The organism is Pseudoxanthomonas sp. X-1 (assembly GCF_020042665.1).
Taxonomy (GTDB): Bacteria; Pseudomonadota; Gammaproteobacteria; order Xanthomonadales; family Xanthomonadaceae; genus Pseudoxanthomonas_A; species Pseudoxanthomonas_A spadix_A.
The window spans coordinates 3288376-3308893 of the sequence record NZ_CP083376.1 but is presented as its reverse complement, the minus strand read 5'-3'; the positions used below and the strand labels follow the sequence as shown (position 1 = coordinate 3308893).

The 20518-nt window shown below is 72.0% G+C and carries 15 protein-coding genes; 8 read left to right on the top strand and 7 right to left on the bottom strand.

Going from position 1 to position 20518, the window contains the following annotated elements; all coding sequences use genetic code 11:
• Window positions 1-38: 38 nt before the first annotated feature.
• Window positions 39-446, top strand: coding sequence for a MerC domain-containing protein (locus tag LAJ50_RS14855; RefSeq protein ID WP_130549925.1), 408 nt, complete (start codon window positions 39-41; stop codon window positions 444-446).
• A gap of 123 nt (window positions 447-569) precedes the next feature.
• Window positions 570-737, top strand: coding sequence for a 30S ribosomal protein THX (locus LAJ50_RS14850; RefSeq protein WP_130516098.1), 168 nt, complete (start codon window positions 570-572; stop codon window positions 735-737).
• A gap of 477 nt (window positions 738-1214) precedes the next feature.
• Here the strand turns inward: LAJ50_RS14850 and LAJ50_RS14845 are convergent, their stop codons facing one another.
• The 4 genes from LAJ50_RS14845 to LAJ50_RS14830 all read right to left on the bottom strand — a co-directional run bounded on the left by LAJ50_RS14845 (window position 1215) and on the right by LAJ50_RS14830 (window position 5073).
• The gene (locus LAJ50_RS14845; protein ID WP_130549924.1) at window positions 1215-1598 is read right to left on the bottom strand and encodes a VOC family protein; all 384 of its coding nucleotides are present in this window, start codon (window positions 1596-1598) and stop codon (window positions 1215-1217) included.
• A gap of 159 nt (window positions 1599-1757) precedes the next feature.
• On the bottom strand, window positions 1758-2270 hold the full coding sequence (locus LAJ50_RS14840) for a methylated-DNA--[protein]-cysteine S-methyltransferase (protein WP_138655140.1): 513 nt from the start codon (window positions 2268-2270) through the stop codon (window positions 1758-1760).
• Entirely contained in the window at window positions 2267-3799 is a 1533-nt protein-coding gene (locus tag LAJ50_RS14835) for a DNA-3-methyladenine glycosylase 2 (RefSeq protein ID WP_224096334.1), read from the bottom strand. Before LAJ50_RS14835 ends, LAJ50_RS14840 begins: the two co-directional genes overlap by 4 nt.
• A 26-nt stretch (window positions 3800-3825) precedes the next feature.
• Window positions 3826-5073: an ectonucleotide pyrophosphatase/phosphodiesterase gene (locus LAJ50_RS14830; RefSeq protein WP_138655142.1), complete on the bottom strand. Its 1248-nt coding sequence runs from the start codon at window positions 5071-5073 to the stop codon at window positions 3826-3828.
• A 190-nt stretch (window positions 5074-5263) separates the two neighbouring features.
• On the opposite strand from LAJ50_RS14830, the gene LAJ50_RS14825 reads away from it, so the two are divergent.
• The 3 genes from LAJ50_RS14825 (at window position 5264) to LAJ50_RS14815 (ending at window position 14592) form a co-directional block, all read left to right on the top strand.
• Window positions 5264-5443 (top strand): CsbD family protein, encoded by a 180-nt coding sequence (locus tag LAJ50_RS14825; protein WP_130549920.1) that lies wholly within the window; start codon window positions 5264-5266, stop codon window positions 5441-5443.
• A gap of 366 nt (window positions 5444-5809) precedes the next feature.
• The gene (locus LAJ50_RS14820) at window positions 5810-14371 is read left to right on the top strand and encodes a glycoside hydrolase family 94 protein (RefSeq protein WP_224096601.1); all 8562 of its coding nucleotides are present in this window, start codon (window positions 5810-5812) and stop codon (window positions 14369-14371) included.
• On the top strand, window positions 14368-14592 hold the full coding sequence (locus LAJ50_RS14815; protein WP_130549918.1) for a hypothetical protein: 225 nt from the start codon (window positions 14368-14370) through the stop codon (window positions 14590-14592). Before LAJ50_RS14820 ends, LAJ50_RS14815 begins: the two co-directional genes overlap by 4 nt.
• A gap of 17 nt (window positions 14593-14609) precedes the next feature.
• Here the strand turns inward: LAJ50_RS14815 and LAJ50_RS14810 are convergent, their stop codons facing one another.
• The 3 genes from LAJ50_RS14810 to LAJ50_RS14800 are packed head-to-tail and all read right to left on the bottom strand — an operon-like array spanning window position 14610 to window position 16064.
• The gene (locus tag LAJ50_RS14810; RefSeq protein WP_138651552.1) at window positions 14610-14834 is read right to left on the bottom strand and encodes an RNA-binding S4 domain-containing protein; all 225 of its coding nucleotides are present in this window, start codon (window positions 14832-14834) and stop codon (window positions 14610-14612) included.
• Between the two features lie 26 nt (window positions 14835-14860).
• Window positions 14861-15511 (bottom strand): hypothetical protein, encoded by a 651-nt coding sequence (locus tag LAJ50_RS14805; protein ID WP_138651550.1) that lies wholly within the window; start codon window positions 15509-15511, stop codon window positions 14861-14863.
• Between the two features lie 40 nt (window positions 15512-15551).
• Complete coding sequence (locus LAJ50_RS14800) at window positions 15552-16064, bottom strand: sigma-70 family RNA polymerase sigma factor (RefSeq protein ID WP_224096333.1); 513 nt, start codon at window positions 16062-16064, stop codon at window positions 15552-15554.
• A gap of 157 nt (window positions 16065-16221) precedes the next feature.
• Between LAJ50_RS14800 and ubiM the strand changes: the two genes are divergently transcribed.
• The 3 genes from ubiM to LAJ50_RS14785 all read left to right on the top strand — a co-directional run bounded on the left by ubiM (window position 16222) and on the right by LAJ50_RS14785 (window position 20453).
• A complete protein-coding gene (gene ubiM, locus LAJ50_RS14795; RefSeq protein WP_138651548.1) occupies window positions 16222-17376 on the top strand; it encodes a 5-demethoxyubiquinol-8 5-hydroxylase UbiM in 1155 nt (384 codons plus the stop codon).
• Window positions 17377-17506: 130 nt separating this feature from the next.
• Entirely contained in the window at window positions 17507-19414 is a 1908-nt protein-coding gene (locus LAJ50_RS14790) for a DEAD/DEAH box helicase (protein ID WP_138651546.1), read from the top strand.
• Window positions 19415-19709: 295 nt separating this feature from the next.
• The gene (locus tag LAJ50_RS14785; RefSeq protein ID WP_138651544.1) at window positions 19710-20453 is read left to right on the top strand and encodes a pseudouridine synthase; all 744 of its coding nucleotides are present in this window, start codon (window positions 19710-19712) and stop codon (window positions 20451-20453) included.
• The last annotated feature ends 65 nt before the right edge of the window (window positions 20454-20518 follow it).

Genomic DNA, 20518 nt, shown 5'->3' with positions numbered 1-20518 from the left:
TCAACTCGGTGCCTGGCCCGAAAGTCATACTCGACCCCATGAGCTCTCCCTTCCGTTCCTGGCTGGACCGCATCGGCGCCACCGGCTCCCTGGTCTGCGCCGTGCATTGCGCGGTGCTGCCGCTGTTGATCGCGCTGCTGCCGGCGCTGGGGCTGTCGGCCTGGCTGGGCGAGGGCTTCGAGCGGATCTTCGTGGTGTTCGCCTCGCTGCTGGGCGTCTTCAGCCTGGCCGCGGGCTATCGCCGGCACCGGGTGCTGCGCGCGCTGGGCCTGTTGCTGGTGGGACTGGCGGTGCTGTGGATCGCGGTGCTGTACCCGCCGCTGCATCACAGCCTGGTGCCGCATGCGGTGGCCATGACCTTCGGCGGCACGCTGGTGGGCGTGGCGCACCTGGTGAACCTGCGCCTGAACCACGGCCACGTCCACGACGCGCGCTGCGCGCACTGAAGGCCAGGGCGGCCCTGTGGTGCCACGCGGCGCTGTGGTAGCCTCTCCGGCCCTGCGCGCCGGCCTTCACGCCGGCGGCGCACCCGCATCAACCGGCGGGCCACCAACACGAGGAGTACGCAGATGGGCAAGGGTGATCGCAAAACCGCCAAGGGCAAGCGCTACAACGCCAGCTATGGCAATTCGCGCAAGCACGGCGCCGCCGTCGCCGCGCCGGTGACCGCCAAGTCGGTCGCCAAGTCGCCGGCCAAGAAGGCCGTGGCGAAGAAGACGGTGGCCAAGGCCGGCTGATCGCCGCCTCCCATCGCTCTGCAAACAGGAACGCGGCGCCTCTGGCGCCGCGTTTTCTTTTGGGCTCTCCGTTGGAGTGCGAGGTCGGTAAAGCTTCGGTGGGAGCCGCCGGGGCGGCGATGGGGCTTTCCCGTTAAAGCTCCACCGCGCTCCAGCACCGCCGGACGAGCCCTATCGCCGCCATGGCGGCTCCCACGGGCACAGGGGCCGCACCCAACCGGCAGAGGCCCCCTGCAGATGGATCTGGACTACTTCTGAAACGAAGTCTTGATCTTGACGCGCGCGGCAGCGGTCTGGCGGGCAATGGCCGCGCCAAGCGAGGCAGGACGCCGAGCGCCCGAATCAGGGCAGGATGCCCTGATTGAGGGATAAGCGGCCATTGCCCGCCGGATCGCTGCCCTTCCGAAGTCAGAGCACGCGCACGCGCCAAGATCCCTTGATGCGCCAGAGCGGCTTCTTTCCTGCCTGCTTCAGACGCTAAAGCCGCTGGCCGACGTCGATGCGGTTGCCATCCGGATCGGCGAAGACGAAGCCGCGCAGGCCGTAGTCCGCGTCGCGCAGCGCCTTGATGATGCGCGTGCTGGCCTGCTGCAGATGCGCGTAGAGCGCGGCCGCGTCGTCGACCAGCAGATGCGCCAGGTTGCGCGGGTCCGGCTTGTGCGACCGGTCCAGGGAAAGGTGCAGCTCCGCCGCGTCCTTCTTGAGGATCACGAAGCCCACCGGGGTGCCGTTCTCGAAGGTCTTGGCGAAGCCCAGGACGCCGACGTAGAACGCCAGCGCCCGCTCGATGTCGGTGACGGGCAGGGTCGGCGCGATCCGGCCGAAGCCGATGGCGTGCGGGGATGCGGGTGTGACGGACATGGTTGAACTCCAACGCGATCGCGCAGCGGCCAGGGACGGGGCGGTGCCCGGAGGGCTGGCATGCGCGCAAGGGACGGAGCGGTGTCCGCAGGCAGCGCGCATCCTAGCGCGATGCGCGCCGCCACGGGCCGCGCGCCCGCGCAGGTGGCGCGCGCTGGGTCAGTTGAACAGCGACGCGCGCATCGGCGCGGACGGCAGCGCGCCTTCCAGTTCCAGCAGGAACTGCTTGGTCGGCAGGCCGCCGCCGAAGCCGGTCAGGGTGCCGTCGGCGCCGATGACGCGATGGCAGGGCAGCACGATCGGCAGCGGATTGCGGCCGTTGGCCGCGCCGACCGCGCGGCTGGCGCCGGGGCGGCCGACGCGCTGGGCCAGCCGCGCATAGCTCCAGGTCTGACCGAAGGGGATCTGCGCCAGCGCCAGCCAGACCTCGCGCTGGAAGGCGGTGCCATGCGGGGCCAGGGGCAGGTCGAAGGCCTGCAGGCGGCCGGCGAAATAGGCGTCGAGCTGCGCCTGCGCCTCGCGCAGGAGCGGATGGTCGCCCGGTTCCCAGGTTTCCAGGCGCTTGACCGGGTGCCGGTTCTCCGGGAACTCGATGCCGTGCAGGCCGGCATCGCTGGCGGCCACGCGCAGCGGGCCGACCGGGCTGGGGAAGTGGCGTTCGAAGATGGTCATGGCAGGTCCTTGGCAGGGCGTTCGGGCGATCGGAGGGGCGTGGCCGGCATGGCGTCCTTCCACAGGTGCAGCACGGCGTAGCCGCGCCAAGGCCGCCAGGCCTGCGCATGCGCGGCCAGTGCACGCGCGCTCAGGCGCGTGCCGTCGTTGGGCAGTGCCCGCTGCAGCACGAGGTCCTCGGCCGGGAAGGCGTCGGGATGGCCGAGCCCGCGCAGCGCCAGGTAGTGCGCGGTCCACGGGCCGATGCCCGGCAGCGCGACCCAGCGCGCGACGAAGTCGTCCAGCGGCGCGTCCGGGCGGAAGTCCACGCGCCCGTCCAGCACCGCCTGGGCCACGGTGCGCACCGTGGCCGCGCGGGCTTGGGTCAGGCCGATCGCGGTGAGATCGGCATCGGCCAGGGCCTCGGGCGTGGGGAAAAGATGCGTGTGGGTCTCGCTGCGCAGCGGCTCGGGCAGCGGTGCGCCGAAGGCCTGCGCCAGCCGGGCGGTGAAGGTGCGCGCGGCGGCCACGCTGACCTGCTGGCCGATCACCGCGCGGACCGCGATCTCGAAGCCATCCCAGCCGCTGGGAATGCGCAGGCCGGGCCGGCGTTCGAGTAGCGGCGCCAGGCGCGCATCGTGGCTCAGCGCCGCGGCGATCGCCTGCGGGTCGGCATCCAGATCGAACATGCGCCGCAGCCGCGCGACCACGCCCAGCATCCGCGCCGGCGCGATCCGCCGCAGTTCCAGCCGCAGCGCGTGTTCGCCACGCGGCCAGGCGCTGACGCGCAGCCAGCCGGGCGCCTCGATCGGACCGACCACGCGCGCGTAGGAGAGCGCATCGACGTGCTCCACGCCCGGCAGCGCGCGCCCGCGCAGGAAGTCGAGCATCGCGCCGAAGTCGTACGGCGGGCGATAGCCCAGGCGCAGCACCAGGGTCTCGTCGGCGGCCGCCGGCGCCTCGCGCTTGCGCAGCTCGCGCGGGGCCATGCGATAGGCCTCCTTGAACACGGTGTTGAAGCGCCGCAGGCTGCCGAAGCCGGCGGCCATGGCCACATCGGTGATCGGCAGCGCGGTCTCGGTCAGCAGCTGCTTGGCGAACAGCAGCCGGCGCGTGGCGTGCACGCCCAGGGGCGAGGTGCCCAGGCGATCGGCGAACAGGCGCCGCAGCTGGCGTTCGCTCAGGGCCAGGCGCTGCGCCAGCGTCGAGAGCGGCGCGTCGGCGAGCAGGCCGGCGTCGATCAGCTTGAGTGCACGCGCCACCGCGTCGTCGCCGCGGCGCCAGGCGCCGTGCTCGGGCGACAGCTCGGGCCGGCAGCGCAGGCAGGGGCGGTAGCCGGCGGCCTCGGCCGCGGCGGCCGAGGGAAAGTAGCTGACGTTCTCGCGCCGCGGCACCGGCGCCGGGCACACCGGGCGGCAATAGATGCCGGTGCTGGACACTGCGGTGAAGAACAGCCCGTCGAAGCGCGCATCGCGGCTCAGGCGGGCGCGTTCGCACAGGGCGGCATCGGGCAGGGGCGAGGACATGGCCGGCAGGCTAGCACCGGCCATGCCGCCCTACTGGCCGTTTTCGGACATCAATGCGCGGGCGTCCGCAGCCCGGCCTGCAGCGGCGCCAGCGTGCCGTCGTTCGGCTGCGGCGGGATCTCCAGCAGCCGCGCCAGCAGCGGATAGACGTCGACGTTGTCGAATGCCGGCAGCACCACCCCGCGCCGGAACGCCGGGCCGTGGGCGATGAAGATGGCGCGCATCGACTCCAGCGCCGGGTCGTAGCCGTGCGAGCCGCGGTCGTGGCCGAGCGTGCGTCGGCGCGCGGCCTGTTCGGCCGGCAGGGCGTCCCAGCCCTCGTCCATCTGGCACACGATCGGCGGGATGCGCGCATTGCTGCCGTAATGCCAGCGCGCCGGCAGTTCGCCCTTGCGCCAGCAGGTGTAGGGCGCGTGGCGGCCGAGCAGGCGCGCTTCGACCGCGGCTTCGAAGCCCGAATTGGGCTGCACGCCGATCACCTGGCCGACCGACACGACCACCGCCTCCTGCTTGCTGACCATGTCCTCCACCGCGACCACATGCTCGGGCGCGACGGTGGCCATGCCATGGTCGGAGACGATCACGATGTTGGTGCGCTCCAGCTGGCCGTGCGCCCGCAGCGTGTCCAGCAGCGCGCCCACCGCCGCGTCCACGCGGCGCAGGGCCGCGCGCACCTGCGGCGAATCGGGGCCATGGTTGTGGCCTTCCTCGTCCACGTCTTCCATGTACAGCGCGGCCAGCGCCGGGCGCGCCTGGGCCGGCCCGGTCAGCCAGCCGGCCACGTCGGCGGCGCGGGCGGCGGCCGGGATGGCGGTGTCGAACAGGCGGTATTCGTTGGGCCGCACGCCGCCGATCGGCGCGCTGCTGCCGGGCCAGGCCCAGATCGCGGTCTTCAGGCCGTGCTGTTCGGCGGTGACCCAGATCGGCATGGCTTCGCTCCACCAGCGCGCATCCGCGGTGGACTGGGTGTCGGCGACCTTGAATTCGCCCAGGCCGTCCTCGCGCATCGAGTTGTGGATCACGCCGTGGTGGTCCGGGCGCTGGCCGGTGACCAGGGTGTAGTGGTTGGGAAAGGTCAGCGCCGGATAGGAGGGCGTCATCCACTGCGCACGCACGCCGTCGCGCGCCAGCGCGTCCAGTCGCGGGGTGTCGCCCCGGCCGAGGTAACTGGCGCGCAGCGCGTCGATGGAGATCAGCAGGACCGGGTCGGGGCGTGCGGGCTGGACCGGCGCGGAGGCGCAGGCCGACAGCAGCACCAGGACGGCCAGCCACGCGCTCCGGAAAACAGACGAAACCATGCGGGACACGAATCAGAAAGAGGTCTTCGAGCTTGGCAGAAAGCCATGACCGGCGCACGGCAGACCGGGGTGGCACGCCGATGCATCGATGCGCGTGAAGGCGTCCACGCGCCGCTTTCACTCCTGCATTGCGCTGCCGGGTCTACACGGTCTGCGCCACATGTGTGGCGAGCTCGAGCGAGTACGCACGATGGACAAGAATCGCGTGGAAGGGGCCAAGCACCAGGTCAAGGGCGGCCTGAAGGAAGCCGCCGGCAAGCTGACCGGCAACAGGACCAAGGAAGCGGCCGGCAAGCTGGAGAAGAATGCCGGCAAGGTCCAGCAGGAAGTCGGCAAGGCGGCCGACGCGTCCAGGCGCCCCAAGCACTGAGGGCTGGCAGGACCGACGCGTCCGCCACGGGGCGATCACGCGTGCTGGCGTATCAGCTGACAGGCCGGAGCGTTCGCTCCGGCCTGTTCGTTTGGTCCCCGCTCCAGGTGTGGCGCGGGGTCCGAAGATCTCCGGAAGGCGCTGGGTCTCTTCCAGGCAGCGGTTGCGTACCGCCGCCCTGCAGGGAGCGCGCGTCTTTCTTCCAACCGTTCAACGGGACGTCATATGCGTGCAGGGTGGAGGCGGCAAAGCAGGAGGATCTTGAGGCGGTTGCTGGTCGCATGGCGGCGCGGCCGCCACGACACCGCCGTCCGCAGCGCCACGCCCGAGCCGCCGCTGCGCGCCCAGCTGTTGAACGCCGCGCAGATGGAACAGCTGGGACGGCGCCTGGCCCAGCAGCACACGCTGCAGGCCGGCCAGGGCCCGGAACGGATGCTGACGCGGCTGGCCGAGAACGGCGCCGTGCTGGAAGGCGCGGTCCAGGCCCTGGATGCCTTCGCCCGCGACAAGCTCCCGATGGTGCCGGCCGGTGAATGGCTGCTGGACAACTACTACCTGATCGACGAGCAGGTGCGGCTGGCGCGCCGCCACCTGCCCAGCGGCTACAGCCGCGCGCTGCCGGCGCTGGCCAGCGGGCGCTCGGCCGGCCTGCCGCGGGTCTATGACCTGGCTATGCAGGCGGTGTCGCATGGCGACGGCCAGGTCGACGCGCACACCCTGGAGCGCCTGGTCGGCGGCTACCAGCAGGAGCAGGCGCTGAGCATCGGCGAGCTGTGGGCGGTGCCGATCATGCTGCGCCTGGCCGTGATCGAGAACCTGCGCCGCATCGCCGCGCGCATCACCCGCGATGTCGGCGACCACCGCCTGGCCCAGGCCTGGGCCAGACGCATGGCCGAAGCGGCCCAGCGCGCGCCCAAGGACGTGGTGCTGGTGCTGGCCGACATGCTGCGCTCGCAGCCGCCGGTGCGCGGGGCGTTCGTGTCCGAGCTGCTGCGGCACCTGCGTGGCGGCAATTTCGCCACCCACATGCCGATCGACTGGCTGGAGCAGTGGGTGGCCGAGAGCGGGCGTTCGCTCGACGCCGTGGTCCAGCGCGAAAGCATCCGCCAGGCCGCCGCCCAGGCCTCGATCCGCAACAGCATCGTGAGCCTGCGCTTCATCACCAGCCTGGACTGGCGCGGCTTCGTCGAGCGCTGCAGCGTGATCGAACACCTGCTGCGCCAGGACCCGGACGGCACCTATCCGGCCATGGACTTCGCCAGCCGCGACCAGTACCGGCGCGTGGTCGAGACCATGGCCCGGCGCGCGGGGCGGCCGGAAGGCGAGATCGCCGCGATGGTGCTCGAACGCGCCCGCGCGGCTGCGGCCGACGCGCCCGCGGGCCGCGGCCACGTCGGCTGGTGGCTGCTGGGCGATGGCGCGCGCGAGATCGCCCGCGCCCTGGCCGGGCGCGGCTGGCGCCGGCTGCTGCCCGACGCGCGGCCGGTGCCGTTGATCGCCTATGCCGGGCCCATCGCGGTGTTCGCCGCGCTGTTCGCCGCCGGCCTGCTGGCCAGCACGCTGGTCCAGCCGCTGCCGGCGTGGGGCTGGGTGGCCGGCGCGGCGGTGCTGGCGCTGCTGGCCTTCAGCGAACTCGGCGTGGCCCTGGTCAACTGGACCGCGAGCAACCTGGTGACGCCGCATCCGCTGCCCAGCCTGGACTACCAGTCCGGCATCCCGGCGCAGGCGCGCACGCTGGTGGTGGTGCCCTCGATGATCCCCGACACCGAGGCGGTCGATGAACTGGTCGATGCCCTGGAGGTGCGTTTCCTGGCCAACCGCGGGCCGCATCTGCACTTCGGCCTGCTGACCGACTTCGCCGATGCCGCCCAGGAACATCTGCCGCAGGACGCCCCGGTGCTGGCCCACGCCCAGGCGCGCATCGCCGCGCTCAACGCGCGCCACGGACAGGGCCGCGATGCGGCCGAAGGGGAGCTGTTCTATCTGTTCCATCGCCCGCGCCAGTGGAACGCGCGCGAGGGCCGCTGGATGGGCCTGGAGCGCAAGCGCGGCAAGCTGGCCGCGCTCAACGCGCTGCTGCGCGAGGGCGACGCCGCGCCGTTCAGCTGCATCGTCGGGCGCGCCGAGGTGCTGCGCGGCGTGCGCTACGTGATCACCCTGGATGCCGACACCCAGCTGCCGCTGGAATCGGCGCGCGCGCTGGTGGGCACCATGGCCCATCCGCTCAACCGGCCGCTGGTCGATGCGGCCACGCGCAAGGTCGTGCGCGGCTACGGCATCCTGCAACCGGGCCTGGGCAGCGCGATGGCGCTGCGTTCGCGCTATGCGCGCATGTTCGGCAGCGAGGCGGGCATCGACCCGTATACGCGCACCATCTCCGACGTGTACCAGGACCTGTTCGCCGAAGGCTCCTTCGTCGGCAAGGGCATCTACGAGGTCGAGGCCTTCGAGCAGGTGCTGGCCGGGCGCATGCCCGACGACGCCATCCTCAGCCACGACCTGCTGGAAGGCTGCTACGCGCGCGCCGGCCTGGTCAGTCAGGTGCGCCTGTACGAGGACTATCCCGAGCGCTACTTCGCCGATGCCAAGCGTCGCCAGCGCTGGGTCCGTGGCGACTGGCAGCTGCTGCCGTGGCTGCTGCCGCGCGTGCCCACCGCGCACGGCTGGGAGCGCAGCCCGCTGTCGTGGCTCTCGCGCGGCAAGCTGGCCGACAACCTGCGCCGCAGCCTGGTGCCGATCGCCGTGCTGACGCTGCTGGTGGCCGGCTGGTGCGTGGTGCCCGCGCCGCTGGTCTGGACGCTGTGGCTGCTGTGCCCGTGGTGGCTGCCGCCGCTGCTGGCGGCGCTGCGCGATGCGCTGGCCGGCCCCGGCGAACTGCCGCTGGATGCGCACCTGTCGCTGCTGCGCACGCGCACGCTGCGCGAGCTGCGCCGGGCGGCGGTGACCTTCGCCTGCCTGCCGCACCAGGCCGGCAGCAACGCGCTGGCGATCGTGCGCACGCTGTGGCGGCTGGCCGTTTCGCGCCGGCACCTGCTGCAGTGGAACGTCTCGCGCGATGTCGAGCGCAGCGTGCGCGGCGAGATGCCGGAAGTGGCGCTGATGTGGCCGGTCACGGCATTCGCCGCGGTCGTGCTGGTCGCCGTGGCCCTGCTGCAGCCAGGGGCGCTGCCGGCGGCCGTGCCATGCCTTGCGTTGTGGGCGGCCTCGCCCTGGCTGATGGGCTGGCTGAGCCGGCGCCCGCCGCCGGCCTCGACCCATCTGGGCGACGAACAGCGTCGCTTCCTCGGCCAGCTGGCGCGGCGTACCTGGGCGTTCTTCGAGACCTGGGTCGGTCCGCAGGAACACTGGCTGCCGCCGGACAACCTGCAGGAACATCCGGCGCAGGTGCTGGCCAGGCGCACCTCGCCGACCAACATCGGCCTGTCGCTGCTGGCCAACCTGTCGGCCTGGGACCTGGGCTACCTGCAGCTACCCGGCGTGCTGGCGCGCGTGCGCGGCACGCTGGACACGCTGGGCCGGCTCGAACGCCACCGCGGCCACCTGTACAACTGGTATGCGACCGACACGCTGCGCCCGCTGGCGCCGCGCTATGTCTCCACCGTGGACAGCGGCAACCTCACCGGCCACCTGCTGACCCTGCGCCAGGGCCTGCTGCAGCTGGCCGACGCGCCGCTGCTGGCGCCCAAGACCTTCGACGGCCTGGCCGACACCCTGGGCGTGCTGGAAGACGACGCCCGGCGCGCCGGCCTGGGCGAGGCACTGGCCGCCCCGCTGCGGGCCGTCGCCGACGCGCTGCAGCCGCTGTGCGCGGATGCGGCACTGCCTGCGCCGCAACGGCTGGCGCTGACGCGCACGCTGCTCGAGCGCGCGCAGGCGCTGGATGCGGCGGCCACGCAGGCCGCGTTGCCGCATGCGCCCATCGACTGGCCGGCGCGGCTGCTGGAGGCCTGCCAGTCCGCGCTGGCGATGCTGGAACAGGCGAGCACCACGCCGACCGGCGAAGACGGCGCGCAGGCCACGCTGCGCTCACTCGCCGACGCCGAGCCCGGCGGCCTCGCGGCGCGCCAGCTGGAGGCGCTGGAAGCGCTGGCCGAACTGGCGGCCCGGCACGCCGAGCAGGACTACCGCTTCCTCTACGACCCGGCGCAGCGGATGCTGTCGATCGGCTACAACGTCGACGAGAGCCGCCTGGACGCCGGCTTCTACGACCTGCTGGCCTCCGAGGCGCGGCTGGGCTGCTTCGTGGCCATCGCCCAGGGCCAGCTGCCGCAGGAGAGCTGGTTCGCGCTCGGCCGGCTGCTGACCGAGGGCGGCGGCGAGCCGGTGCTGGTGTCCTGGAGCGGCTCGATGTTCGAGTACCTGATGCCGCAGCTGGTGATGCCCAGCTATCCCGGCTCGCTGCTCGACCAGACCGCGCGCGGCGTGATCCAGGCGCAGATCGAGTACGGCCAGGCGCGCCAGATCCCGTGGGGCGTGTCCGAGTCCGGCTACAACGCCGTGGACGTGAACATGAACTACCAGTACCGCGCCTTCGGCGTGCCGGGGCTGGGGCTCAAGCGCGGCCTGGCGCAGGACGCGGTGATCGCGCCCTACGCCACGGTGATGGCGCTGATGGTCGATCCGCCCGCGGCCCTGGAGAACCTGCGGACGATGGCGGCGCAGGGGTTCTCCGGCGCGTTCGGCATGTACGAGGCGGTGGACTACACCGCCGAGCGCCTGCCGCGCGGCGAGCGCCACGTGGTGATCCGCTCGTACATGGCCCACCACCAGGGCATGGCACTGCTGTCGCTGGACTACCTGCTCGTCGAGCAGCCGATGCAGAAGCGCTTCGCCGCCGATCCGGCCCTGCGCGCGGCGCTGCTGCTGCTGCAGGAGCGCATGCCCGTCGCCGGCGTGGTGCCGGCGCACGAATCCGAAACGCCCGGCCCCGCCGACGGCGCCGCGGCCGCGGCCGGGCCGCAGCTGCGCATCCTGCGCGATCCCGACGGCCCGCGCCCGGAGGTGCAGCTGCTGTCCAACGGGCGCTACCACGCCATGCTCACCGTCGCCGGCGGCGGCTATGCGCGCCTGGAAGGCACCGCGCTCACGCGCTGGCGCGAGGACCCCACGCGCGATGCCTACGGCAGCTTCTGCTATCTGCGCGATGCCGAATCGGGCGAGTACTGGTCGGCGGCCTACCAGCCCACCTGCGTGCGCACCCAGCACTTCGAGGCGATCTTCTCCCAGGCCAAGGCCGAGTTCCGCGTGCGCCATCGCGGCATCGACAGCCACCTGGAGATCGCGGTGTCGGCCGAGGACGACATCGAACTGCGGCGCCTGCGCCTGAAGAACCGCGCGCGCCATCCGCGCACGGTCGAGGTGACGACCTATGCCGAGGTCGTGCTGCAGGCGCCGCGCGCGGACGAGGCGCACCCGGCGTTCGGCAACCTGTTCGTGCAGACCCGCATCCTGGCCGCCAAGCAGGCCATCGTCTGCCGGCGCCGCGCGCGCGAGGCCGGCGAGCGGCCGCCGCAACTGCTGCATCTGGTGGCCGCGCACGACTGCGATATCGAACAGATCTCCTACGAGACCGACCGCGCCCGCTTCATCGGCCGCGGGCGCAGCGCGGCGCGGCCGCTGGCGATGGAACGCCTGGCGCTGGACAACAGCGAAGGCTCGGTGCTCGACCCGATCGTCGCCATCCGCGTGCGCATCACGCTGCAGCCCGGTCAGCAGGCCCTGCTCGACCTGGTCACCGGCGTGGGCGAGGACGAGAGCGCCTGCGATGCGCTGATCGAGAAGTACCGCGACCGGCGCCTGGCCGACCGCGTGTTCGATCTGGCCTGGACCCACAGCCAGGTCGTGCACCGCCAGATCAACGCGCACGAGGCCGATGTGCAGGTCTACGAGCGCCTGGCCGCGCTGGTGCTGCAGCCGGACCCGGTGCTGCGCGCCGATGCCGACACCCTGCGCCAGAACCGTCGCGCCCAGCCGGCGCTGTGGTCGCAGGCGATCTCCGGCGACCTGCCCATCGTGCTGCTGCAGGTCTCCGACGTGGACCACCTGCCGCTGGTCGAACAGGTCGTGCAGGCGCACCAGTACTGGCGCCTGAAGGGCCTGGAGACCGACCTGGTGATCTGGAACGAGAGCCAGGCCGGCTATCGCCAGCAGCTGCAGGAGCAGATCCTGGCGCTGCTGGCGCGCGACCAGCGCGCCGAGGTCCTGGAGCGGCGCGGCGGCATCTTCGTGCGCGCCGCGCAGCAGCTGGGCCAGGAGGACCGCGTGCTGCTGCTGTCGGTGGCGCGCGTAGTGCTGACCGACCGCGCCGGCACACTGGCCGAACAGGTCGACCGGCTGCCGGTGCTGGAGCGCGAGCCGCCCGCACCGCTGCCGGCGCCGCCGCCGCGGCCGGCCGCCTGGCGGGCCGGTGAGGACGCGGTCGCCGGGCTGCCGCCCGCGCTGCAGACCGATCCGGCCGACGAGGATCCCTGGCCGTTCGAGCCGCTGCAGGGCGGGCCGCTGCAGTTCGACAACGGCACCGGCGGTTTCAGCGCCGATGGCCGCGAGTACGTGATCACCGTGGCGCCCGGCCGGCCGACGCCGGCTCCGTGGAGCAACCTGCTGGCCAACCCGGTGCTGGGCGCGGTGGTGACCGAATCCGGCGCCGGCTACAGCTGGGGCGAGAACGCGCACGAATACCGCCTCACGCCCTGGGACAACGACCCGGTGTGCGACAGCAGCGGCGAGGCGTTCTACCTGCGCGACGAGGACAGCGGCCATCTGTGGTCGCCGACGCCGCTGCCGTGCCCGGGCAGCGGCGCGTACCGGGTGCGCCATGGCTTCGGCTACAGCGTGTTCGAGCATGTCGAGGACGGCATCCACAGCGAGCTGTGGCTGTACGTGGACGCCGAACTGGCGGTGAAGTACAGCGTGCTCAGGCTGCGCAACCTGTCCGATCGCGCGCGCCGGCTCAGCGCCACCGGTTATGTCGAATGGGTGCTGGCCGACCTGCGCAGCCGCTCGCAGATGCATCTGATCACCGACGTGGACCTGGCCAGCGGCGTGCTCACCGCGCGCAATCCGTTCAACGGCGATTTCGAGGGGCGCTGCGCGTTCTTCGACGTCGATGCCGGGGTCAATCCCGAGGACGGCACGCTGCTGCGCCAGTTCACCGCCGACCGGCTCGAGTTCCTCGGCCGCAACGGCAGCCTGGCCGCGCCGGCGGGGCTGCGCCGCGAGGGGCTGTCGGGCCGCTTCGGCCCCGCGCTGGACGCCTGCGCCGCGCTGCAGGTGCCGATCGCGCTGGAGGCCGGCAGCAGCTTCGAGACCACCTTCCGGCTGGGCATGGCGGCCGATGTCGGCGCCGCGCTCGAACTGGCGCGGCGCACCCGCGGCGCCGGTGCGGCGCACGATGCGCTGGACCGCGTGCGCATCCACTGGCGCGGCGTGCTGGGCGGCATCCGGGTGAAGACGCCCGACCCGGCCTTCGACCTGCTGGCCAACGGCTGGCTGCTCTATCAGGTGATCGCCAGCCGCTACTTCGGCCGCAGCGGCTTCTACCAGTCCGGCGGCGCCTGGGGCTTCCGCGACCAGCTGCAGGACTGCATGGCCATGGTCCACGCCCTGCCGCAGGTCGCGCGCGAGCACCTGCTGCGCGCCGCCGCGCAGCAGTTCCCGCAGGGCGATGCCATGCACTGGTGGCATCCGCCGACCGGGCGCGGCGTGCGCACGCGCTGCTCGGACGACTACCTGTGGCTGCCGCTGGCGACCTGCCGCTATCTGGACGTCACCCAGGACTGGGGCGTGCTGGAGGCGCGCGCGCGCTTCGTCGAGGGCCGCCCGGTCAACGATGACGAGGAGTCCTACTACGACCTGCCGGTGGTCTCGGCCGGCGATGCCAGCCTGTACGAGCACTGCGTGCTGGCGCTGCGCCGCGGCTGTCGCCTGCTCGGCGAGCGCGGCCTGCCGCTGATGGGCACCGGCGACTGGAACGACGGCATGAACAAGGTCGGCGAGCACGGGCGCGGCGAGAGCGTGTGGCTGGGCTTCTTCCTGATCCACGTGCTCAAGGCCTTCGTCCCGGTGGCGCGGCGGCGCGGGGAGACCGCGTTCGCGGACTGGTGCCAGGCGCAGGCCGATACGCTGGCCGCGCGCATCGAGGAGCACGCCTGGGACGGCGGCTGGTACCGGCGCGCGTGGTTCGACGACGGCACGCCACTGGGCTCGGCGCAGGCGCAGGAATGCCGGATCGATTCGATCTCGCAGAGCTGGGCGGTGCTGTCCGGCGCCGGCCAGGCCCAACGCGTGCAGCAGGCGATGGCCGCGCTGGACGCGCATCTGGTCAAGCCCGAGGCGGGGCTCATCCAGCTGCTGGATCCGCCGTTCGACCGTCACGGTCCCGATCCGGGCTACATCCGCGGCTATGTGCCCGGCGTGCGCGAGAACGGCGGCCAGTACACCCACGCCGCGGTGTGGACGGTGATGGCCTTCGCCGAACTGGGCCTGGTCGAACGCGCCTGGCAGTTGCTGGAGATGATCAATCCCATCCACCACGCGCGCGACGCGCAGGGCGTGGCGCGCTACCGGGTCGAACCCTATGTCATGGCGGCCGATGTCTATGCCGTGGGCGACCACGCCGGCAGCGGCGGCTGGACCTGGTACACCGGCTCGGCGGGCTGGATGTACCGGCTGCTGCTCGAATCGCTGCTGGGCCTCAAGCGCCAGGGCGACACGCTGCTGCTGGAGCCGCGCGTGCCGGCCGGCTGGAAGACCTTCAGCCTGCAGTACGCGGCCGGCCAGGCCACCTACGCCATCACGGTGCGTTACGGGGAGGTGGTCGCACCGTCGCTCTCGGTGGACGGCGTGCGCCAGCCGGACAACCGTCTGTCGCTGCACGACGATGGCGCGGTCCACCAGGTGCAGATCGATCTGCCGGGAGGTTCGCCATGACCCTGACACGCCAGGCGCTGGACGCCGCGCTGGATCGGCTGGAACGCGACGTGGCCGAATGGGTCACGCACCTGCGCGAGCCGCGCATCTTCCGCAAGCAGTTCGATGCGCTGTGCGCGGACATCGTGTCCCAGGCCGCGCCCGAGGATGTGGAGCACGCGCGGAGCCGCATCCGCGTCATCCTCGCGCGCCACGGTCCCGGGAGCGAAAGACAGGCCTGAGCGCCGCGCCGCTGGGCTCAGGCCGGATCCATCACCCGGATCTCGACCTCATCGTCCACGCGCACCACCTGGCCGGCGCGGATCTTGGCGGTCTTGCGCAGTTCCTGCACGCCATCGACGCTGACCACGCCGCTGGCGACCACTTGCTTGCCCATGCCGCCGCTGTCGACCAGGCCGCACAGCTTGAGCAGGATGTGGAGTTCGACGTATTCGCCGTCGAGATCGAATTCGAGGATCTGCATGCGCGCAGTCTAGCGGGCCGAGGCGCTCATTCGCGTTCGAAGGCCTGCAGTTCCTCCAGCGTGCGCCTGGCGTCGCGCAGGCGGCGCGGCGCATCGTGCCCCTCGCCCAGGCGGGCGTCGCGACGGCGCAGGTACGCCAGGCTCGCCACCAGGCCGACCGCGCCGACCGCCGCGCTGGCCCAGAGGAAGGCCGGTGCGGTGGTGAACAGGTCCACGCCCAGGTTCGCCTTCATTTCCAGGGCGAAGATGGCGATCCACAGGAACCACCACGGCAGCCCCAGCCAGCGGTTGGCCAGGGTCTGCAGGCGCACCAGGCCCAACGCGCGTCGCTGGATGTCCAGCACCGGCGCGGCGTAATCGATGTTCGAGATCCGGCTCAGCGTCAGCCCGGCCAGCACCAGGGTCAGCACGCCATAGGCCAGCATGAACACGCTGCAGGCCAGCAGGTGCGGCGTGGCCAGGTGCTTGAGGCCGGTGGTGATGCCGAAGTAGATCAGCGCGTCGCCGAACAGGATCTGCGCGATCTTGCCCGCGTACATCCAGCGCAGGTTGCCGCGCACCCGGTCCAGCCTGCGTTCGCGCAGCAGCTGCCGGGTCAGCGTGTCGGAATGTTCGATGCGGCGGCCCAGGGTCTGCCAGGCGGCCTTGAGTTCGTCGGGTTCCATGATGTGGTCCATGTGGGAATTCCCAGGTCGGGAGGGAGGAAAGCGGAAGGGGTCAGAGTTCGGCGCGGATGCGCTGCTTGAGCCGGGCGATCTTGGTGGTGACATTGGTCTGGGTCAGGCCCAGGATCTCGGCGATCTCGCGCGTGGGGCGGTCTTCCAGGTACAGCACCAGCAGGGCGCGCTCCAGCGGTGGCTGACGGGCCATGAAGCCGCGCAGCAGGCGCAGCTGCTGGTCGCGCTCGGGGTCGGCCGCGTTCGGGTCGGCCAGGTCGTGCAGGTCCTCGTCCAGCGGCGCGGCATGGCGCTGGCGCAGCGCGGTCGTGCGCACCTGCGAGATCGCCACGTTCAGCGCGATCCGGTACATCCAGGTCGAGAACGGCCGCGCCGGGTCGTACTGGGCGAACGCGCGCCACAGCTGCGCGGCGATCTCCTGCGCCAGCTCGGCCCGGTCCTCGGGATGGAAGGCATAGCTGGCCGCGACCTTGAGCACGATGCCGCGATGGGCTTCCAGCAGGGACTGGAAGCGCGCCTGGGTCGTGTGGTCCTGCGCGGGGGCCGAGGGCATTGCGAGCTCTTCCATGGGGGATGCCGGAGATTGTGCGTCGATGCCCGGATGATTCGGCCAGGCGGCACGGTTGTCACAGCCGGCCTTGCGCCAGATCAATGCGGCGCGCGCGGGCCGCCGCTAGGATGCGAGCCATTCTCATCTTGGCGGGTGCGACATGCGGTTCGACGTGGTCATTGGCGGGGCGGGACCGGTCGGGCTGTGCCTGGCGCGCGCGCTGGCCGAACAGGGGCGCCGCGTCGCGGTGGTCGACCGCCATCCGCGCGCCGCCCTGGAAGCGCCGGCCTTCGACGGGCGCGAGATCGCCCTGACCCACGCGTCGCGACAGCTGCTGGAGGCGCTCTCGGTCTGGCCGAGGCTGGACGCGGAGACGATCTCGCCGCTGCGCCAGGCACGGGTGCAGGACGGCGTCTCGCCGTTCGCGCTGGATATCGGCGCGGAGCGCGGCCAGGACGCGCCGCTGGGGTGGCTGGTGGCCAACCACCGCCTGCGGCGGGCGGCGTGCGAGGCCGCGCTGGCGCATCCCGGCGTGACCCTGCTCGACAGTGCCGGCGTGGCTGGCCTGCGCCGCCATCCCGACCAGGTCGAGGCCACGCTGGAGGACGGCCTGGCCCTGCACGCCGAGCTGCTGGTGGCCGCCGACGGGCGCCTGTCGGCGCTGCGCCGGCAGCTGGGGGTCGGCGCCGAGCTGCACGAACTGGGCCGCAGCATGCTGGTCTGCCATGTCGCCCACGAACAGGCCGATCAGGGCGTGGCGCTGGAGTGGTTCGCCTACGGGGCGACCTTGGCGCTGCTGCCGCTGACCGGCGATGTGTCCTCGCTGGTGCTGACCCTCACCCCGCAGCGGGCCGCGGCGATGCTGCGCCTGGACGAGGACGCGTTCTCGGCCGAGGTCACGCGCCTGTGCGAGGGCCGCCTGGGCGCGATGCGCCTGTTCAGCACCCGCCACGTCTATCCGCTGGTGTCCACCTATGCCCGGCGCTTGGCCGGCGCCCGCTTCGCCCTGGCCGGCGACGCGGCCGTGGGCATGCACCCGGTGACCGCGCACGGCTTCAACTTCGGACTGGGCGGGGTGGGGCGCCTGGCCCAGGCGCTGGACGGCCAGGACGACGCCGGCGCGCTGGCGCCGTTGCAGGCCTATGCCCGCGCCCACCGGCGCGCAACCTGGCCGCTGTACGCGGCCACCCAGCTGGTGGCGCGGCTGTACACGGACGAGCGCCCGGCCGCGCGCCTGCTGCGCGGGGGCGCGCTGCGCCTGGTCGCGGCGGTGACGCCCTTCCGGCACGCGCTGCAGCAGCATCTGCAGCGCTGACGCGCCGCCGGCGGCCGGGAAATCGACCGGAATAGGCCGCGCCGGGGGCGGCGGCGGCGGCATTCAAGGCGCGTCGGGCCGCCAGGGCGCACAATAGGCGGCCGTTACGCGTCTTCAAGCGAGCTGCATCATGTCTTCCGAAACCGCCGCACCCGCGGTGCCGTTCTCCGCCCTCGGCCTGTCCGCGCCGGTCCAGGCCGCCCTGGTCGCCGTCGGCTACGAGTCGCCTTCGCCCATCCAGGCCGCCACCATCCCGGCGATGCTGGCCGGTCGCGATGTGCTGGGCACCGCGCAGACCGGGACCGGCAAGACCGCGGCGTTCGCCCTGCCGGTGCTGTCCAACCTGGACCCGTCCGCCGGCAAGCCGCAGGTGCTGGTGCTGGCGCCCACGCGCGAACTGGCCATCCAGGTCGCCGAGGCCTTCCACAAGTACGCCGCGAAGATCCCCGGCTTCCATGTGCTGCCGATCTACGGCGGCCAGAGCTACTACCCGCAGCTGCAGGCGCTCAAGCGCGGCGTGCACGTGGTGGTGGGCACCCCGGGCCGGGTGATCGATCACCTGGAGCGCGGGTCGCTGGACCTGTCCGGCCTGACCACGCTGGTGCTGGACGAGGCCGACGAGATGCTGCGCATGGGCTTCATCGACGACGTCGAGACCGTGCTGCAGAAGACCCCGGCCACGCGCCAGGTGGCGTTGTTCTCGGCGACCATGCCGGCGCAGATCCGCCGCATCGCCCAGACCTATCTGAACGATCCGGTCGAAGTCACCATTGCGTCCAAGACCACCACCTCGGCCAACATCAGCCAGCGCTACTGGTTCGTCTCGGGCCTGCACAAGCTCGACGCGCTGACCCGCATCCTGGAGGCCGAGACCTTCGATGCGATGATCATCTTCGCCCGCACCAAGGCCGGCACCGAGGAACTGGCCGAGAAGCTGCAGGCCCGCGGCTTGGCCGCCGCGGCCATCAACGGCGACATGCAGCAGGCGCAGCGCGAGAAGACCATCGCCCAGCTCAAGGACGGCAAGCTGGACATCCTGGTGGCCACCGACGTGGCCGCGCGCGGGCTGGACGTGGAGCGCATCAGCCACGTGCTGAACTACGACATTCCCTACGACACCGAGAGCTACGTCCACCGCATCGGCCGCACCGGCCGCGCCGGACGCAGCGGCGAGGCGATCCTGTTCGTCACCCCGCGCGAGAAGTCGATGCTGCGCGCGATCGAGCGCGCCACGCGCCAGCCGATCACCGAGATGCAGCTGCCCACGGTCGAGGCGGTCAACGACCGCCGCGTGGCGCGGTTCCTGGCGCGCATCACCGACACCCTGGCCACCGGCGAGGCGGGCGAGTACCGCGCGCTGATCGAGACCTACGAGCGCGAGCACAACGTGCCGGCGGTGGACATCGCCGCCGCGCTGGCGCGCCTGCTGCAGGGCGACACGCCGCTGCTGCTCTCGGCCGACCGCACGCCGCGCGCCGAGCGTGCCGAGCGCGCCCCGCGTGCGGAACGCAGCGAACGCTACGAGCGTGCCCCGCGTCCCGAGCGCCCCGAGCGTCCGGCGCGCTTCGAGCCGGGCGAACGCCCGCGCCCCGAGCGCCCGGCGCGCGCCTCCTTCGACGACGTCGCGACCGAACGCCCGCGCCGCGCGCCGGCCGGCGAGGCCGAAGTCGGCATGGAGCGCTATCGCATCGAGGTCGGCCACGCCCATGGCGTCAAGCCGGCCAACATCGTCGGCGCCATCGCCAACGAGGCCGGGCTGGAGAGCCGCTACATCGGCCGCATCGACATCCAGGATGACTATTCGATCCTGGATCTGCCCGAAGGCATGCCGCGCGAGACCCTGACCCATCTGAAGAAGGTCTGGGTGTCGGGCCAGCAGCTGAAGATCCACAAGGTCGGCGAGGACGCCGGCGACGAGGCCCCGCGCGGCTACCGCCCCGCGTCCGCCCGGCCCGGCGCGCCCAAGCCGCGCCCAGGCGGCAAGCCCGGCTTCAAGCCGGCGCCCAGGCCGCACCGCAAGGGCCCGCCGAAGGAGTGAGCTTCGAGCCTCCCTTGCGCGCAGCGCAGGAGGGCCGGAACGGGCGCTTTCGGCGCTCCGCGCGATGCTTGGGTTAAAGGGCAACCGCAACAGCAAGAGCAACAGCAACAGCTAACCCCTCCCCAGCCCTCCCCTGCGCTGCGCGCAAGGGAGGGGGCGGATCACGCGATCTGACGCGACGCTGCCAATCCCCAATCCCCAATCCCCAATCCCCAATCCCGAATCCCCAATCCCGAATCCCCAATCCCGAATCCCGAATCCCGAATCCCGAATCCCGAATCCCGAATCCCGAACCATGACCGACCCCGCCCCCCCCACCCCCACCCGCCTCAACAAGCACATCGCCGAGACCGGCTTCTGCTCGCGGCGTGAGGCCGATCGGCTGATCGGGGAGCGGCGGGTGACGGTCAACGGGCATCCGGCCGGCACGGGCGCGGTGGTGGGGCCCGACGATGTGGTCCTGATCGATGGGCAGCCGCTGCGCGCGCGGACCGTGTCCAGGTCGAGCGGGCGTCGCCACGTCTACATCGCGCTGAACAAGCCGGTCGGCATCACCTGCACGACCGAGTCCAGCGTCAAAGGCAACATCGTCGACTTCGTCGGCCACGAGCAGCGCATCTTCCCGATCGGGCGGCTGGACAAGGACTCCGAGGGGCTGATCCTGATGACCAGCAACGGCGACATCGTCAACCAGATCCTGCGCGCGGAGAACCGCCACGAGAAGGAGTACCTGGTCGAGGTCAACAAGCCGGTGACCGAGGAGTTCCTGCGCGGCATGGCCAAGGGCGTGCGCATCCACGACCAGATGACCCTGCCGTGCCGCACCGGGCGCATCGCCAAGTTCGGCTTCCGCATCGTGCTCACCCAGGGGCTGAACCGGCAGATCCGGCTGATGGCCGCGGCCTTCGGCTACCGCGTCACCCAGTTGCGCCGGGTGCGGATCGACAACGTCAAGCTGGGCCCGCTCAAGCCCGGGCGCTGGCGCAACCTCACCGACGCCGAGCTGCGCGGCCTGCTGCCCGATCTGACGCAATGGTGAGCACGCGTTTCTGAGTTCGCCCTGTGACAGGGTGCCTGGTTTTAGCTTTCCTCGATTGGTCCGAC

What these genes read in the sequence shown, in the direction of transcription:
- LAJ50_RS14855 (WP_130549925.1), top strand. Translation starts at nt 39, where the DNA reads ATGAGCTCTCCCTTCCGTTCCTGGCTGGACCGCATCGGCGCCACCGGC.
- LAJ50_RS14850 (WP_130516098.1), top strand. Translation starts at nt 570, where the DNA reads ATGGGCAAGGGTGATCGCAAAACCGCCAAGGGCAAGCGCTACAACGCC.
- LAJ50_RS14845 (WP_130549924.1), bottom strand. Translation starts at nt 1,598, where the DNA reads ATGTCCGTCACACCCGCATCCCCGCACGCCATCGGCTTCGGCCGGATC.
- LAJ50_RS14840 (WP_138655140.1), bottom strand. Translation starts at nt 2,270, where the DNA reads ATGACCATCTTCGAACGCCACTTCCCCAGCCCGGTCGGCCCGCTGCGC.
- LAJ50_RS14835 (WP_224096334.1), bottom strand. Translation starts at nt 3,799, where the DNA reads ATGGCCGGTGCTAGCCTGCCGGCCATGTCCTCGCCCCTGCCCGATGCC.
- LAJ50_RS14830 (WP_138655142.1), bottom strand. Translation starts at nt 5,073, where the DNA reads ATGGTTTCGTCTGTTTTCCGGAGCGCGTGGCTGGCCGTCCTGGTGCTG.
- LAJ50_RS14825 (WP_130549920.1), top strand. Translation starts at nt 5,264, where the DNA reads ATGGACAAGAATCGCGTGGAAGGGGCCAAGCACCAGGTCAAGGGCGGC.
- LAJ50_RS14820 (WP_224096601.1), top strand. Translation starts at nt 5,810, where the DNA reads ATGGAACAGCTGGGACGGCGCCTGGCCCAGCAGCACACGCTGCAGGCC.
- LAJ50_RS14815 (WP_130549918.1), top strand. Translation starts at nt 14,368, where the DNA reads ATGACCCTGACACGCCAGGCGCTGGACGCCGCGCTGGATCGGCTGGAA.
- LAJ50_RS14810 (WP_138651552.1), bottom strand. Translation starts at nt 14,834, where the DNA reads ATGCAGATCCTCGAATTCGATCTCGACGGCGAATACGTCGAACTCCAC.
- LAJ50_RS14805 (WP_138651550.1), bottom strand. Translation starts at nt 15,511, where the DNA reads ATGGACCACATCATGGAACCCGACGAACTCAAGGCCGCCTGGCAGACC.
- LAJ50_RS14800 (WP_224096333.1), bottom strand. Translation starts at nt 16,064, where the DNA reads ATGCCCTCGGCCCCCGCGCAGGACCACACGACCCAGGCGCGCTTCCAG.
- ubiM (WP_138651548.1), top strand. Translation starts at nt 16,222, where the DNA reads ATGCGGTTCGACGTGGTCATTGGCGGGGCGGGACCGGTCGGGCTGTGC.
- LAJ50_RS14790 (WP_138651546.1), top strand. Translation starts at nt 17,507, where the DNA reads ATGTCTTCCGAAACCGCCGCACCCGCGGTGCCGTTCTCCGCCCTCGGC.
- LAJ50_RS14785 (WP_138651544.1), top strand. Translation starts at nt 19,710, where the DNA reads ATGACCGACCCCGCCCCCCCCACCCCCACCCGCCTCAACAAGCACATC.